The sequence below is a fragment of the Acidocella sp. genome (assembly GCF_050253495.1).
Lineage (GTDB): Bacteria > Pseudomonadota > Alphaproteobacteria > Acetobacterales > Acetobacteraceae > Acidocella.
This window is the reverse complement of the sequence record NZ_JBFWIX010000001.1, coordinates 347179-360539: the sequence shown is the minus strand read 5'-3', so window position 1 is coordinate 360539 and position 13361 is coordinate 347179. Positions and strand designations below refer to the sequence as shown.

Genomic DNA, 13361 nt, shown 5'->3' with positions numbered 1-13361 from the left:
AGCAGCCCCGTTCAGGTGCCCGAGGCGGGTTCGACCCGTGCCGCCGCCGCGAGGCACAACCGGATCTCGCGGCCCGGGGGATAGTCATGGGCGCGCCCATGGGGCAATTCCACTGTCAGGCGGGGGGCTGGTCCGCAAACCAGCCGCAGCGACGTGCCCAGCTCCCGGACCCTCAGCACGCTGAATCTCTCTCCCGCGGGGTCGAGCCGGATATCACGGGCCCGAATGGCCCAAACCTCGTCCCCACGCTCGAAAATATTCTCATACCCCAGCAGCGTCGCCGCCGCGTGGCCCATGGGGGCGGAAAACACCTCCCGCGCCGGCCCGTGCTGGATGATCCGCCCATCCGCCAGCAGGGCCAGCCGCTCCGCTCGGGTTGCCACCTCATGATCGTGCGTGGCCGCGAGCATCGGGATGCCGCGCGCCGTGGCGGTTTCCACCAGCCAGTCCAGCGTGGCGTCGCGTGTGACGCTGTCCAGCCCCACGGATGGTTCGTCCAGCAGCAGCAGTTCCGCCCCATGCGCCAAGGCCCGCGCCAAGGCGATGCGTTTGGCTTGTCCGCCGGAGAGCTGGTCCGCGCGGCGTGACGCCAGCGCCGCCAGCCCCAGCTCCGCGAGCAAGGTGCCCGCCTGTTCCAGCCGCCTCCGCCCCTTCAGGGCATAAGCGGTATTCTCCAGCACATTCAAATGCGGAAATAGCAGGGTTTGCTGCGGCAGATAGCCGATGGGCCGCCGCTCGGGCGCCAGCCCTTGCCAGGGTTCCCCCCGCGCGGGTGCCAGCCCGGCCAATGCCCGCAGCAATGTGGTTTTCCCCGCCCCGGACCGTCCGAGCAGCGCCGTGAATCCCTGGACCGTGAAACAAGCCCGCAGCGCTACCGGGACGGTGAGCACATAATCGATCTCGATCCGCTTCACGCCATGCGCGCCCGCAACCCCAACCATAAAGGCACTGGCAGCGTGACCAGCAAAAATACCGCCACCAGCGGAAACACGGCCTGCAATCCCAGATCCTGTACGTCGGTCCAAAGCTGCACGGGCATTCCTGCGGGATAATAGGCGACGATCAGGATGATGCCAAACTCTCCCAACGCCCGCACCCAGGCCAGGGACAGGGCCGCGGAAAGCCCCCGCCGCGCCAGCGGCAAGGTGACGCGCAGCCGCGCGGCCCTTGGGGTGTCGCCCAATGTGCGGGCCAATTCCTCGTATTCGACGGGCACCTGGGCCAGTGCGCCGCGCGCCGCGATCACATAGGTCGGCAAAGCGGCGTAGATGGTGGCCAACAAAAATGCCGCCGGCGTGTTGGTCAGCGTCACGCCCAGCGCGCTGAACGCTCGCCCCAGGGGCGCCGCGGGGCCATAGACCACGGCCAGTAAAATACCCAGGGCAAGGGTGGGCATCAGCATTGGCATCAGCACCACCGCCTCGGCCAGCACCGCCAGCCGTCCGCGCGCGCGCGCCAAATAGAAAGCCAAGGGCGTGCCCACCAAAATAATCACCGCCATCGCCGCCGCCCCGCCCAGCAAGGAGGTGGCGATGGAATCCCAATCCTGCCGGCTAAGCGCCATCCAGCCCCCGCCGCCAGAGGCCAACCCGGACAGGGGGGCCGCCAGAAACGCCAGGACGAACAGCAGGAAACCGGCGCGCAGCACCCTTAGATGGCGGGTCCCATGCCCGCCCCGTAGCCATAACGCTTGAAGATGGACCGCCCGTCAGGCCCAGCCAGGAAGGACACATAATCCGCTGCGGCCTTGGGGTTGGCGGCGGCCTTTAGCGCCATGGCGTAGAAGACCAGCGGGCTGGGATGGATGGTCTGGGCTTTTCCGTCCTTGCCGGTCAATGTCAGGCTGGCTTTGTCATAGATGCTCTTGGCCATGGCTGGATTGGACATGTTGATCGCATCCGGCAATTCAAGATAAGGCAGCTTCTGGGAGACAACGGCGCTCTTATAACCTAGCGTGGCGTCGATCTGTCCGGCTTCCAGCCGCGCCAGCAGCGAGGGTTCGGCGAAAATCTGCGCCGGATTCTGCTCACCACCGGAGATTTTCGCCGCGAAGCCGGGAAGTTTATAATAACGTTCGGCCAGTTGCAGGGCGAACAGCACATATTGCCCCTGCGGGTCCACCGCCGGGTCCGTGCGGCCCAGTCGGAAACCCGGGCTCATGAAAATCTTCGTCCAGTCGGCCCCCTTGGCGGCGGCGAATTGCACGGCGAATTTAGAAGTGGGCGAATAGGCCAGAACCATGGAGGTGCTGGCCACTGGAACGGCCTTGTCGGCCAGACCCGCCGCGCGCACCAGCTTCGCCGGACCGGCGGAAACGGGCACGAACACATCCGGCTTCATCGCGCCGCCAACGATCAAATGTGCCAGCGCCACCGCGCCATGGCCGATGCCATGCACGGAAACGCCCGTTTCGGCGGTGAAGGAGGGGTTCAATCCCTGATCCATCAATTTTCCCATGGATCCGGCATAGGCGACGGTTATCGCCTCACCGGCAAGGGCCCGTGGGACAGTGCCCAGGACAAGAGGGGCTGCGAGCAGCAAGCGGCGCGATACAGGCATGGCTAGGCTCCGATATGTTTGTTTGGATATATCGAATAAGAGGGGTGACGGTCAAACCCCTGGCATGGTTAATGGCGCCATGGAGGATCAATGCAAACTCAGGCTGCGTTTGCGGCTCAACGGCACCCAAGGCATCGTGATGGGCCCGGGCCGCGCGGACCTGCTGGCGCTGATCGCGGAAACGGGGTCCATCGCCGCGGCGGGGCGGCGCATGGACATGAGCTATAAGCGGGCCTGGAGCCTGGTCGACTCCCTCAACACGTCCTTTACCGCGCCATTGGTGGAAACCGCCAAGGGGGGCGCCGGGCATGGCGGCGCGCGTCTCACGGCCTTGGGGGAAGAGCTGTTGGCAGCCTACCGGGAGCTGGAAACCGTCACGCGTACCGCCGGTAGCGTCTTTCTCACGCGTTTTGAAACCTCTCTGGCTGTTCCGCCCGGTGCAAAACCCGGCTAGGGTGTATGCCAATGCTGACTGACCTGCCCAATATCCTGACCCTTTCACGCATTGCCGCGATTCCGTTGCTGGTATTGCTGGAAGCCATCGGCGCGCCCTGGGCGGATTTCGGCGCGGCCCTGCTTTTCACCCTTGCCGGCATCACCGATTATCTGGATGGCAAATTGGCGCGTGAACGTGCCCAGCTTTCCGATTTCGGCCGTATGCTGGACCCGATCGCGGACAAGCTGCTGATCGGCGCGACGCTGATGTGCCTGGTCGGGTTTGGCCATATGCCGAATTACGGCATCTATCCCGCCATCGTCATCATGCTGAGGGAAATCCTGGTTTCCGGGCTCCGGGAATATCTGGCGGGCATTCGTATCGGCCTGCCCGTCACCCGGCTCGCGAAATGGAAAACCGGTGTGCAGATGGTCTCGCTCGGGCTGTTGCTGCTGGGCGATACCGGGGCGCATTTCCTCGGCTTGAGTTGGCTGCCCGCCGGGGGGATCGGCTTCGGGCTGCTCTGGCTGGCCGCCGTGCTGACATTGATCACCGGCTGGGATTACCTCACGGCCGGGCTGCGCCATGCCGGCGCTCAAACCTCCCAGTCCTGAAGCGCCTTGGCGATTCTCGCCATTTCCGGCTGGTCTGGCGCTGGCAAGACCACGCTCATCGCCTCCCTCATCCCGCTGTTCAAGGCCCGGGGGATTGGCGTCTCCAGCATCAAGCACGCCCATCATGGCGTCACGTTGGACAAGCCGGGCAAGGATAGCTTCATCCATGCCGAAGCCGGCGCGCGCGAGGTGATTCTCGCCACCGATGGCGGTTTTGCCTTGTTCTCCCATGCTGAAACGCCGTTACCGCTTTTGGTGAGCCGGCTTTCGCCCGTGGATCTCGTGCTGGTGGAAGGTTTCAAGTCGGCCCCCATGCCGCGTCTGGCTGTTTATCGTCCCAGTCTGGGCAAGCCCGCTCCCTGGCCGGACCCGCATTTGTTGGCCGTGGCGTCAGACGCGCCGTTGCCGGATTGCCCCGTACCGGTCCTGCCCTTGGGCGCGCCGCCGCGCATCGCGGATTTCCTGATCCGCGTGCTTGGGTTAAACGGTGAAAGCCACCGCTGAAGGAGCACGGCTCTTGCGCATTCTTCTCGCCTCTTTGACGGCGCTTTGTCTTACCGGTTGCGCGGGCGGCGGGACTTTCGCGGACCATGCGCTCTGGCCGTTCGGCAACCCGAACGCTCCCCCGGTGGTGAGCGAGACCGCACAGCGCACGCTTGGCGACACCCCCGCCGTCAAGCCGCTGGAAACTCAGGCTGGCGATGTCTGGCCCGGCCCGGTGCAGCCCATGCCAACATTGAGTGAGATCGAAAAGAACGCGAATCTTCCGCTCGGGCAGGGTTATACCCCCTCCTTGCCCTCGCCTTACCCGCCTGGCCATGGTCCGCAGATCAACGGCGCCGAAAGCGTCACCGCGGGCGGGGCGCTCTATCCCACACAAGACGGCGAACCGGTCGCCGTCCCCGCCGTCCCCGGCGATGCAAGATAGGTCGGATCATGCATATTCTTTACTTTGCCTGGCTGCGTGAGCGCACGGGCAAAAACAGCGAGGAACTGACATTGCCGGCTAATATCGGCACGCCACGCGAGCTGATCGCGCATCTGCGGGGGCTTGGCCCGGGCTACGCGGCGGCCTTCGCCGACGAAAAGCTCATACGCTGCGCCGTGGATCAGGAGTTCCACGCCCTCGATGCTCCGTTCGCAGAGGCGCGCGAAATCGCCTTTTTCCCTCCCGTCACCGGTGGATGAAGAAGATGCGGTTCATCGCGGTGCAAGAACAGGATTTTGATGCGGGCGCGCTGCTCGCCAGGCTGGGCCGCACAGGAGCCGGAGGCATCGCCAGCTTTATCGGCACCGTCCGGCAGACGCCGGAGGGCACGCTCAAGGCGCTGCGATTGGAACATTATCCCGGTATGACGGAAAAAGCGCTGAACATGCTGGTGGATGAGGCGATGGCGCGGTGGCGTCTGACGGGCTGTGGTCTCGTTCACCGTGTTGGCCGGCTGGCGCCGGGGGACAACATCGTCTTCGTTGCCACCGCCAGCGCCCATCGTGCCGAGGCGCTCGCCGCCACCGCCTATCTGATCGATCAGCTGAAAACCCGCGCCCCCTTCTGGAAAGCGGAAGAGAGCGTCACGGGTGGCACGTGCTGGGTTGAAGCCCGCCTGTCCGACGGCGCCGCCGCCGCCTCATGGGCCAGCCCGGCGCAAAATTTGCCGCGAGGCACGGGTCGTTTATAGGAACCTCATCATGGACCTCAAAGATCATATTCGTGGCATCCCGGACTTTCCCAAGCCGGGGATTCTTTTTTACGACATCTCGACTCTGTTGCGGCATGCGGATGCCTGGCAAGTGGCGATGGGGCGGCTCGCCAACCGCGTGCGCCTCTATAACCCCACCGTGCTGGCCGGCGTGGAAAGCCGAGGCTTTCTGCTGGCGGCGCCATTGGCGCTGAAGCTCGGCTGCGGCTTCGTGATGCTGCGCAAGCCGGGCAAGCTGCCCGGCGCCACGGTTGGACTGGATTATGCCCTGGAATATGGCTCGGACCGGATCGAGATCCAGGCCGACGCGGTTGAACCCGGTGCCCGCGTGGTGGTGGTGGACGACCTGCTGGCCACCGGCGGCACCATGGCGGCGGGCATCAAGCTGCTGCAGAATGTCGGTGCCGAGGTCGTGGCCGCCGCCGCGATGATCGAGCTGACGTTCCTGCATGGGCGCGATAAGCTGAACGTGCCGCTCGAAGCTTTGATTCAATACGATCATTGACGAAATCTTGACCCTGGCTAATCTCCCTGGCTTCGAGGAAATGCGGAGCCCGACCAAGATGAAACGCCGCTACATTCTCGGCGCGCTGGCGGCCTCGGCGCTGTTGCCAAACACGGCGCGGGCCATGGCTGCCCCAGGGCCGCTGAACCTGCTCGTGGCGGGGCCGAATGGCGGCCTGACCAGCCGTTGGGGCCGCGCCTTCGCGCTGGCGATCTCGGCGTTTTATCCAGGCACGCCGCGGATCGTGCCAGAACCGATTGGCGGGTTGGACGGCGTCACCGGCGCCAACCGGCTGGATGCTCTGGTGGTGCCGGACGGGCGCACCGCCGCCATTCTGCCGGGCGTGGCGTTGATCGCTTATCTGACCGGCGATTCACGCGTGCATTACGATCCCACGCACTGGACACCGATTTTGGCGGGTTGCAATTCCGGGGTGTTGATGCTGCGTGCGCCGAAAGGCACCACGCCCACGCTGGAGACATTGCGGAAAATGGCGCCCCTGCGCATCGGCGCCGCACAGCCGCAAAGCGCCGACCTCGCGGCCTTGCTGGCCCTCGCCCGACTCGGTGTTCCCACGGCGCCGGTTTTCGGCCTGTATAGCAGTGAGGAAAAAACCCGCGCCTTCATTGCCGGAACGGTGGATGCCGTGTTTATCTGCGGGGAAGGCGTGCCGGAAGATCTCACCCCCCTCATTGCCTCGGGCGCGGTGCCCGCTTTCTGCATCGGCATGCCAGGCACGGGTGGCACGGCGGGAGCGGACCCGTTTTTTCCCAACCTGCCCCTGGCATCCGCGCTTGGCCCGGCGGTCAGTCCCTTGCTGGATTCCGCTTATGAGGCCGCCGCCGCCGCCGCGCGGCTGGATTTCATGCTGGTCTTGCCACGTCTGACCGACCCTGCCGCCATCGCCATCTGGCGCACCGCCGCGCAAAGCGCGGCGAAGGCGCCGGCCATCCATGCCGCCGCCGAAGCCAGTTCCATCTCCCTGCAACCCGCGTCGGTGTTGGCGAATGCCCTGACGGCGCTGTCCATCGTTCCCACGGAGCAAAGCGGCCTGCTGGCTTTCCTGGCGAAGAATTACGGCTGGCAGCCGGACTGATCTTGGCAAAACCCGTCAAAACCTATGCCTGTGCCGCTTGCGGCGCCGTGTTCCCGAAATGGGCCGGGCGGTGCGAGGCTTGTGGGGAATGGAACACGCTGGAAGAACAGGTGGCGCCAAAAGCCCTGCCCGGCGGAATCAAGAATGCCGGTCTGCGGGCGGGCGCCAAGATCGAATTTGTCGGGCTGGAGGGCATCAGCCCGCCCCCGCCGCGCGTGCCCACCACCATCGCCGAGTTCGACCGGGTTCTGGGCGGCGGGCTGGTACCCGCCTCCGTCGTGCTGGTGGGCGGTGACCCTGGCATCGGCAAATCCACCTTGCTGCTACAGGCCAGCGCCGCCTTGGGCCGCGCCGGGCAGGAGGTGATCTATATCTCCGGCGAAGAATCCATCGACCAGATCCGCATGCGCGCCTTGCGGCTTGGCCTCTCCAACGCGCCCCTTCATCTCGCCGCGGCCACCCAGCTTGGGGATATTCTCGCCTCTTTGCCGCAATTTCCCATGGCCAGTCTGGTGGTCATCGATTCCATCCAAACCATGTGGACGGACAGCGTGGATTCCGCTCCCGGCTCCGTCACCCAGGTCCGAGCGAGCGCCTTCGAGTTGATCCGCGCCGCCAAGACCCAGGGTTTCGCCTTGCTGCTGGTGGGGCATGTGACCAAGGAAGGCGCGCTGGCGGGCCCGCGCGTGCTGGAGCATATGGTGGATGTGGTGCTGCATTTCGAAGGCGACCGCGGCCACCAGTTCCGTATCCTGCGCGGCATGAAAAACCGCTTTGGCGCCACCGATGAAATCGGTGTGTTCGAGATGACCGGCGGTGGCCTTTCTCAGGTGGCCAATCCCTCGGCTCTGTTTCTGGCGGAACGGCGTGGCAATGTGGCGGGCAGTGCCGTGCTGGCGGGGTTGGAGGGCACTCGCCCGGTGCTGGTGGAAATCCAGTGCCTGCTGTCTCCCAATCCAGGCGGTTCGCCCCGGCGCTCGGTCATCGGTTGGGATTCCGGGCGGTTATCCATGTTGCTGGCGGTGCTGGAAACACGCTGCGGGCTGAAGCTTGCCATGAACGATGTTTATCTCAACGTCGCGGGGGGATTGCGGGTCAACGAGCCAGCCGCCGATCTGGCCGTGGCCGCCGCCCTGATTTCCGCCGCGTCCGATGTGCCGACAGACCCGGAAATGGTGTTTTTCGGTGAAATCGGCTTGTCCGGCGAGGTCAGGCAGGTGGCGCAAACCGAATTACGGCTCAAGGAAGGGGCGAAGCTCGGTTTCTCCCGGGCCGCCGGGCCGAAGCGCGTGGCCGGGGGGGCGGCCAAGCTCAATGTGCCGAAATCGCTTTCGCTGATTGAAATTGGGCATCTAACGGACCTAGTGGGGATCATCGCGACGGGGCAGAAACCCGGCATCAAGAAAAAGGGGGCCGAATGACTTGGGTTGACGCGGTGGTGCTGGGGGTCGTGGCGCTGTCCGCCCTGTTTTCGATGGTGCGTGGTTTTGTACGCGAAGTGCTGGGCGTGGGCGCCTGGATCGGCGCGTTTCTGGCGGCCATGCGGTTTTACGGTCCAGTGGAGCCCTATATCCTGTCATTGTTGCCCAAGGGGCTGGCGCATTTCGCCATTTATGGCGCGATGGCGGCGGTGTTCCTGGTCGTGCTGATCGTGTTGAGCCTGGTCAGCGCCTTGATCGGCGGGCTGGTGCGCGATTCCGCCCTGTCGGGTCTGGATCATTCGCTGGGGATCGTGTTCGGCGTGGCCCGTGGCGCGGTTATCGTCTTTCTCGCCTATATCGCGCTGGGCCTGGCCGAACCCGCCAGCGTCTGGCCCACACCGGTCGTCAATGCCCGGCTTTTGCCCATCGCCTTTCAAGGTGCCAACTGGATCGCCGGCCTGCTGCCCAAGCCGTATCAGCCAAAGATTCAGTCGCTGCCCAGCCCGCAACCCCCCTCGGCGGGCAAGTTGATGCAACAGCCCGTGGCTGGCAGCGCGCTGCAAAGCCCGTCAGCCGGCAGCGACAAACAGCTTTAGGCCGACATTCTCCATGCGCCGGTACGACGTGCCTTAAGCGGCCTTGGTCAGGCGCTTGATGAAGGCGGAGAGGTGGTGGCGACGCATTTCAGCCTTTGCCTTGGCACTGGTGGTCATGTAGTTCATCTGCACCACATAACGCTGGCCGATGAATTGCTTATGGCCATGCCAGGTGGTGGGGCCGTTGGGAAAAATAAGCAGGGTGCCATCCACCGGCGGCACTTCCCGGGCGAAATTTTCCAGATTTTCCCCATCCCGCAGCAGCCGTAAACAACCTGCGTGCCGGGCCCAGGCCTCGCCCGTGCCGGGGTTGAGATAGAGCAGGATGGTGACGCGCTTGGCCGAGGAATCGGTATGGATCCGCCCGTCCTGTTCACCGGAATTGCCGCGTATCGTCGTCATCAATGGCGCGTTCGTCAGATCCAGCCCGAATTTCGCCGCCACGATGGCGCGGAATTGCGCGCCTTCCAGGGCCGCGATGGCGGCTTTTGCCGCCGGGCCCAATTTCAGCGCCTCGATGGGAAAACTACCGCGCCCCTTCATGGGCGGCAGGTCCGCAACCACGGATTGCAGCGCTTCGGGTTTGATGAAGCGCTCCAGCAGGATATGGGGAAAGGGCTCGGCAGAAACCGGGGCCGCGTCGAGCGCGCTGAAATCCGCGACATCCATGGGTTGTATCCCTGCTGGGTAAAATCTGGTGTTGTGCCCAAGAGGTAGGCGCTTCGCCGGGGCCATGCAACCCGCCATGCGCTGGGGTGGCTTGCTGCGGCGCACCAGGGCGGGCAGTATCCGCCGCGCATGTCCAAGTCGATAAAATCAGAACCGGGTGTCATGCCCGCTTACCGCGCGCGCATCGCGGCGGGGCTGTTGCGCCATGACCCAGCCCAGGCCGTGGCGGCGGAGCATTTGCAGGATCTCTGGGCCAAGCTGCGAGGCTATAATCCCAACCCCAGGCAGCCACCCAATGGCTGGTTCGCCCGCATGCTGCGTCGCAAGCCGGTGGACGAGGTGCAGGACCATCCGAACGGGCTTTATATCGTCGGCGAGGTTGGGCGGGGCAAATCCATGCTGATGGATCTGTTTTTCGAGGCGGCGGATGTACCCCGCAAGCGGCGCATTCATTTTCATGACTTCATGCAGCAGGCGCATAAGCGCTTCCACAAGATCAAGCGTGAGCATCCCGACATCGCCGATCCCATTCCGCCGCTGGCGGACATGATCGCGAACGAGGCGGCGCTGCTTTGTTTCGATGAATTCCAGGTGCATGACATCGTGGACGCGATGATCCTGGGCCGGCTGTTCGAGGCTTTGTTCGCCCGGCAGGTGGTGGTGGTGGCCACGTCGAACACGCTGCCGGACAATCTTTACAAGGGTAAACCTGGGCGGGATGCCTTTCTGCCCTTCATTGACCTTCTGAAGAAGCATCTGGACGTGCTGGTGTTGGATGCGGCTCAGGATTACCGGCGCGGGCGCGAACATGGGCTGAAGGCCTGGGTGGTGCCGGCCGATAGCCGGGCCGATGCCGCCATCGACCGTGTGTTCGCGCATTTGACGGACGGGCACGAGCCCCACTCCGAAACATTGCTGATCCAGGGGCGCAGCCTGACCGTGCCCCTGGCCGCCAATGGCGTGGCGCGGTTCGATTTCGATGCGTTGTGCAAGGTGCCGCTCGGGCCGGGCGATTATCTGGCCGTCGCCACACATTACCACACGGTGCTGATCGATGCGATTCCGCGCCTTTCACCGGATAATTTCGACGAGGCGCGGCGCTTCGTCACCCTGATCGATGCGCTTTATGAGCACCGATGCAAGCTTTACGCTTCCGCCGCCGCCTATCCGGACGATCTCTACCGGTCGGGCGAAGGGGCCTCGATTTTCGAGCGGACGGCCTCCCGGCTCGAAGAGATGCAGAGCGAGGCCTATCTCGCTCTGCCGCATCTGACCTGACGCCCGATGCCGCGCGCAAGTGGGAGGGCGCGTGGCATTTCGGGGCGATGCCGGCGGTGCTGGCGTCGACATGCAATGAAAGGATGTTTTGGGCCCCTTGGGGTCTTTTGTGATGCACAATCTTGCTTGCCGGGGAGGGGGATATAGGCTAGCACCCCGGCGGACGCCCCTTTGTAACCTTTAAAGACAGGTAGGCTAACTCCACATGAACATACATGAATATCAGGGCAAGGAACTGCTGAAGGCCTATGGCGTCGCGGTTCTGGACGGCTATGTGGCCTGGACGCCCGAGGAAGCGGTGGATGCCGCCAAGAAGCTTCCCGGGCCCGTCTATGTCGTGAAATCCCAGATCCATGCGGGTGGCCGCGGGGCGGGCAAATTCAAGGACGACCCGAATGGCAAGGGTGGCGTGCGTCTGGCCAAGAGCCTGGACGAAGTGCGCGATGCCGCCGCGGCGATGATCGGCCACACGCTGATCACCAAGCAAACCGGCGCCGCCGGTCGTCTGGTCCGCCGCGTCTATGTGGAAGCGGGCTGCGACATCAAGCGCGAACTCTATCTCTCCTTGTTGATCGACCGTTCCGTTTCCGAGATCGTGATCATGGCCTCCACCGAGGGCGGCATGGAGATCGAGGAAGTCGCCGAGCATAACCCGGAGAAGATCCTGCGCGCTCCGGTTGATCCGGCCTCCGGCATTTCCGGCTTCCATGCCCGCAAGCTGGCCTTCGGCCTCGGCCTTGAGGGCAAGCAGGTCGGCACCTTCACCAAATTCCTGACCGCCATGTATAATGCCTACACGGCGCTGGACGCGGCGATCATCGAGATCAATCCGCTGGTCGTGACCGGTTCGGGCGAGATTTATGCCCTGGATGCCAAGGTCTCCTTCGATGACAACGCCCTGTACCGGCATCCCGAAATCGAGAAGCTCCGCGACGAGGGCGAGGAAGACCCGAAAGAGCTGGAAGCCAACAAATACTCGCTCTCCTATGTCGCGCTCGATGGCAATATCGGCTGCATGGTGAACGGCGCTGGCCTGGCCATGGCGACCATGGACATCATCAAGCTCTATGGCGCCGAGCCGGCGAACTTCCTGGATGTCGGCGGTGGCGCCACCAAGGAGCGCGTGACGGCGGCGTTCAAGATCATCCTCTCCGACCCGAATGTCGAGGGTATTCTGGTCAATATCTTTGGCGGCATCATGCGCTGCGACGTCATCGCCGAGGGCGTGATCGCGGCGGCGCGCGAAGTGTCGCTCTCCGTCCCGCTGGTGGTGCGCCTCGAAGGCACCAACGTGCAGCTCGGCAAGGATATTCTTTCCAAATCCGGTCTCGCCATCATCCCCGCCGACAACCTGGCCGATGCGGCCGAAAAGATCGTCAAAGCCGTGAAGGAAGCTGCGTAATGGCCGTTCTCGTCAATAAGGAAACCAAGGTTATCACCCAGGGTTTCACCGGCGCCCAGGGCACTTTCCATTCCGAGCAGGCGCTGGCCTACGGGACCAAGGTCGTCGGCGGCGTGACGCCGGGCAAGGGGGGACAGACCCATCTGGACCTGCCCGTGTTCAACACGGTTGAGGAAGCGGTGGTCAAGACCGGCGCCAATGCCTCCGCCATTTATGTGCCGCCGCCGTTCGCGGCGGATTCCATTCTGGAAGCCATCGATGCGGGCGTTGAGCTGATCGTCTGCATCACCGAGGGCATTCCGGTGCTGGACATGGTGAAGGTCAAGCGCGCGCTGTCCGGTTCCAAGTCCCGTCTGGTGGGCCCGAACTGCCCCGGCGTGATCACCCCGGATGAGTGCAAGATCGGCATCATGCCGGGCCATATTCACAAGCGCGGTTCCATTGGGATCGTCTCGCGTTCCGGTACCCTCACATACGAGGCCGTGGCGCAGACCACCGCCGCCGGGCTTGGCCAATCCACCTGTGTCGGTATTGGCGGCGACCCGGTGAAGGGCACCGATTTCATTGAGGTGCTGGATATGTTCCTGCATGACGATGAGACCCAGGCGATCATCATGATCGGCGAGATCGGCGGCCCCTCCGAGATCGACGGCGCGGAATTCCTGGCCAGGCACAAGATCAAGAAGCCGGTCGTGGGCTTCATCGCCGGTGCCACGGCCCCTCCGGGCCGCCGCATGGGCCATGCCGGCGCCGTGATCTCCGGCGGCAAGGACACCGCCCAGGCGAAGATCGCTGCCATGAAGGAAGCGGGTATCTTCGTGGCGGACAGCCCAGCCTCGCTGGGCAGCACAATGCTGAAGGCGCTGAACGCCTGATTCTTTTGCCCCATGGCGGTCACGCCATGGGGATTTTTTTGGCCCATGGCCCAGGGAAAGGCAGAACCGCATGAACCATGCGCGTTCAGCAACCCTGCCCTGGTGTTGCGGGTAACGGTACAATAACGGTGGTGGCTTATATGCCCCGCAAGGAAGGTACTGCACGGCGCATGTTCCGGAAGCTTTTGCGTCGCCGTGCGCTGGGCGGGT

The 13361-nt window shown here is 64.1% G+C and carries 17 protein-coding genes; 13 read left to right on the top strand and 4 right to left on the bottom strand.

Annotated elements, in window-relative coordinates; translation table 11 throughout:
• Nucleotides 1–11 precede the first annotated feature (11 nt).
• The 3 genes from AB7D48_RS01720 to AB7D48_RS01710 are packed head-to-tail and all read right to left on the bottom strand — an operon-like array spanning nucleotide 12 to nucleotide 2559.
• Nucleotides 12–941: an ABC transporter ATP-binding protein gene (locus AB7D48_RS01720; RefSeq protein ID WP_427975520.1), complete on the bottom strand. Its 930-nt coding sequence runs from the start codon at nucleotides 939–941 to the stop codon at nucleotides 12–14.
• The gene (locus AB7D48_RS01715) at nucleotides 911–1648 is read right to left on the bottom strand and encodes a molybdate ABC transporter permease subunit (RefSeq protein ID WP_427975519.1); all 738 of its coding nucleotides are present in this window, start codon (nucleotides 1646–1648) and stop codon (nucleotides 911–913) included. Before AB7D48_RS01715 ends, AB7D48_RS01720 begins: the two co-directional genes overlap by 31 nt.
• A 2-nt stretch (nucleotides 1649–1650) precedes the next feature.
• The gene (locus AB7D48_RS01710; protein WP_427975518.1) at nucleotides 1651–2559 is read right to left on the bottom strand and encodes an extracellular solute-binding protein; all 909 of its coding nucleotides are present in this window, start codon (nucleotides 2557–2559) and stop codon (nucleotides 1651–1653) included.
• 79 nt (nucleotides 2560–2638) lie between these two features.
• Between AB7D48_RS01710 and AB7D48_RS01705 the strand changes: the two genes are divergently transcribed.
• Genes AB7D48_RS01705 through AB7D48_RS01660 form a run of 10 tightly spaced genes read left to right on the top strand, consistent with a single transcriptional unit; the run spans nucleotide 2639 to nucleotide 8927 of the window.
• Entirely contained in the window at nucleotides 2639–3013 is a 375-nt protein-coding gene (locus AB7D48_RS01705; RefSeq protein ID WP_427975517.1) for a winged helix-turn-helix domain-containing protein, read from the top strand.
• Between the two features lie 11 nt (nucleotides 3014–3024).
• Entirely contained in the window at nucleotides 3025–3609 is a 585-nt protein-coding gene (pgsA, locus tag AB7D48_RS01700) for a CDP-diacylglycerol--glycerol-3-phosphate 3-phosphatidyltransferase (RefSeq protein WP_427975661.1), read from the top strand.
• Between the two features lie 6 nt (nucleotides 3610–3615).
• On the top strand, nucleotides 3616–4113 hold the full coding sequence (gene mobB / locus AB7D48_RS01695; RefSeq protein ID WP_427975515.1) for a molybdopterin-guanine dinucleotide biosynthesis protein B: 498 nt from the start codon (nucleotides 3616–3618) through the stop codon (nucleotides 4111–4113).
• A 13-nt stretch (nucleotides 4114–4126) separates the two neighbouring features.
• On the top strand, nucleotides 4127–4537 hold the full coding sequence (locus tag AB7D48_RS01690; RefSeq protein WP_427975514.1) for a hypothetical protein: 411 nt from the start codon (nucleotides 4127–4129) through the stop codon (nucleotides 4535–4537).
• 8 nt (nucleotides 4538–4545) lie between these two features.
• Nucleotides 4546–4797 carry a molybdopterin converting factor subunit 1 gene (gene moaD, locus AB7D48_RS01685; protein WP_427975512.1) on the top strand — a complete coding sequence of 84 codons (252 nt, stop codon included), beginning with the start codon at nucleotides 4546–4548 and terminating at the stop codon, nucleotides 4795–4797.
• A 5-nt stretch (nucleotides 4798–4802) separates the two neighbouring features.
• Entirely contained in the window at nucleotides 4803–5288 is a 486-nt protein-coding gene (locus AB7D48_RS01680) for a molybdenum cofactor biosynthesis protein MoaE (RefSeq protein WP_427975511.1), read from the top strand.
• Between the two features lie 10 nt (nucleotides 5289–5298).
• Nucleotides 5299–5814, top strand: a complete 516-nt coding sequence (locus tag AB7D48_RS01675; RefSeq protein WP_427975509.1) for an adenine phosphoribosyltransferase — start codon at nucleotides 5299–5301, stop codon at nucleotides 5812–5814.
• Between the two features lie 58 nt (nucleotides 5815–5872).
• Nucleotides 5873–6910 carry a hypothetical protein gene (locus tag AB7D48_RS01670; RefSeq protein WP_427975507.1) on the top strand — a complete coding sequence of 346 codons (1038 nt, stop codon included), beginning with the start codon at nucleotides 5873–5875 and terminating at the stop codon, nucleotides 6908–6910.
• 2 nt (nucleotides 6911–6912) lie between these two features.
• Nucleotides 6913–8331 carry a DNA repair protein RadA gene (gene radA, locus AB7D48_RS01665; protein ID WP_427975506.1) on the top strand — a complete coding sequence of 473 codons (1419 nt, stop codon included), beginning with the start codon at nucleotides 6913–6915 and terminating at the stop codon, nucleotides 8329–8331.
• Nucleotides 8328–8927, top strand: coding sequence for a CvpA family protein (locus AB7D48_RS01660; RefSeq protein ID WP_427975504.1), 600 nt, complete (start codon nucleotides 8328–8330; stop codon nucleotides 8925–8927). The genes radA and AB7D48_RS01660 overlap by 4 nt, the downstream gene beginning before the upstream one ends.
• Before the next feature lie 33 nt (nucleotides 8928–8960).
• On the opposite strand, the gene AB7D48_RS01655 is transcribed toward AB7D48_RS01660, so the two are convergent.
• Nucleotides 8961–9596: a 2OG-Fe(II) oxygenase gene (locus AB7D48_RS01655; RefSeq protein WP_427975503.1), complete on the bottom strand. Its 636-nt coding sequence runs from the start codon at nucleotides 9594–9596 to the stop codon at nucleotides 8961–8963.
• Nucleotides 9597–9758: 162 nt separating this feature from the next.
• Here AB7D48_RS01655 and zapE point away from each other — a divergent pair, with 162 nt between their 5' ends.
• The 3 genes from zapE (at nucleotide 9759) to sucD (ending at nucleotide 13151) form a co-directional block, all read left to right on the top strand.
• Nucleotides 9759–10874, top strand: a complete 1116-nt coding sequence (gene zapE, locus AB7D48_RS01650) for a cell division protein ZapE (protein WP_427975501.1) — start codon at nucleotides 9759–9761, stop codon at nucleotides 10872–10874.
• A gap of 205 nt (nucleotides 10875–11079) precedes the next feature.
• Entirely contained in the window at nucleotides 11080–12276 is a 1197-nt protein-coding gene (gene sucC, locus AB7D48_RS01645; RefSeq protein ID WP_427975500.1) for an ADP-forming succinate--CoA ligase subunit beta, read from the top strand.
• Nucleotides 12276–13151: a succinate--CoA ligase subunit alpha gene (gene sucD, locus AB7D48_RS01640; protein WP_427975499.1), complete on the top strand. Its 876-nt coding sequence runs from the start codon at nucleotides 12276–12278 to the stop codon at nucleotides 13149–13151. Before sucC ends, sucD begins: the two co-directional genes overlap by 1 nt.
• The last annotated feature ends 210 nt before the right edge of the window (nucleotides 13152–13361 follow it).

Excerpts from the sequence above, each read along its gene's own strand:
- AB7D48_RS01720 (WP_427975520.1), bottom strand. The coding sequence starts at position 941 with ATGGTTGGGGTTGCGGGCGCGCATGGCGTGAAGCGGATCGAGATCGAT.
- AB7D48_RS01710 (WP_427975518.1), bottom strand. The coding sequence starts at position 2,559 with ATGCCTGTATCGCGCCGCTTGCTGCTCGCAGCCCCTCTTGTCCTGGGC.
- AB7D48_RS01705 (WP_427975517.1), top strand. The coding sequence starts at position 2,639 with ATGGAGGATCAATGCAAACTCAGGCTGCGTTTGCGGCTCAACGGCACC.
- pgsA (WP_427975661.1), top strand. The coding sequence starts at position 3,025 with ATGCTGACTGACCTGCCCAATATCCTGACCCTTTCACGCATTGCCGCG.
- moaD (WP_427975512.1), top strand. The coding sequence starts at position 4,546 with ATGCATATTCTTTACTTTGCCTGGCTGCGTGAGCGCACGGGCAAAAAC.
- AB7D48_RS01680 (WP_427975511.1), top strand. The coding sequence starts at position 4,803 with ATGCGGTTCATCGCGGTGCAAGAACAGGATTTTGATGCGGGCGCGCTG.
- AB7D48_RS01675 (WP_427975509.1), top strand. The coding sequence starts at position 5,299 with ATGGACCTCAAAGATCATATTCGTGGCATCCCGGACTTTCCCAAGCCG.
- AB7D48_RS01670 (WP_427975507.1), top strand. The coding sequence starts at position 5,873 with ATGAAACGCCGCTACATTCTCGGCGCGCTGGCGGCCTCGGCGCTGTTG.
- AB7D48_RS01660 (WP_427975504.1), top strand. The coding sequence starts at position 8,328 with ATGACTTGGGTTGACGCGGTGGTGCTGGGGGTCGTGGCGCTGTCCGCC.
- AB7D48_RS01655 (WP_427975503.1), bottom strand. The coding sequence starts at position 9,596 with ATGGATGTCGCGGATTTCAGCGCGCTCGACGCGGCCCCGGTTTCTGCC.
- zapE (WP_427975501.1), top strand. The coding sequence starts at position 9,759 with ATGCCCGCTTACCGCGCGCGCATCGCGGCGGGGCTGTTGCGCCATGAC.
- sucC (WP_427975500.1), top strand. The coding sequence starts at position 11,080 with ATGAACATACATGAATATCAGGGCAAGGAACTGCTGAAGGCCTATGGC.
- sucD (WP_427975499.1), top strand. The coding sequence starts at position 12,276 with ATGGCCGTTCTCGTCAATAAGGAAACCAAGGTTATCACCCAGGGTTTC.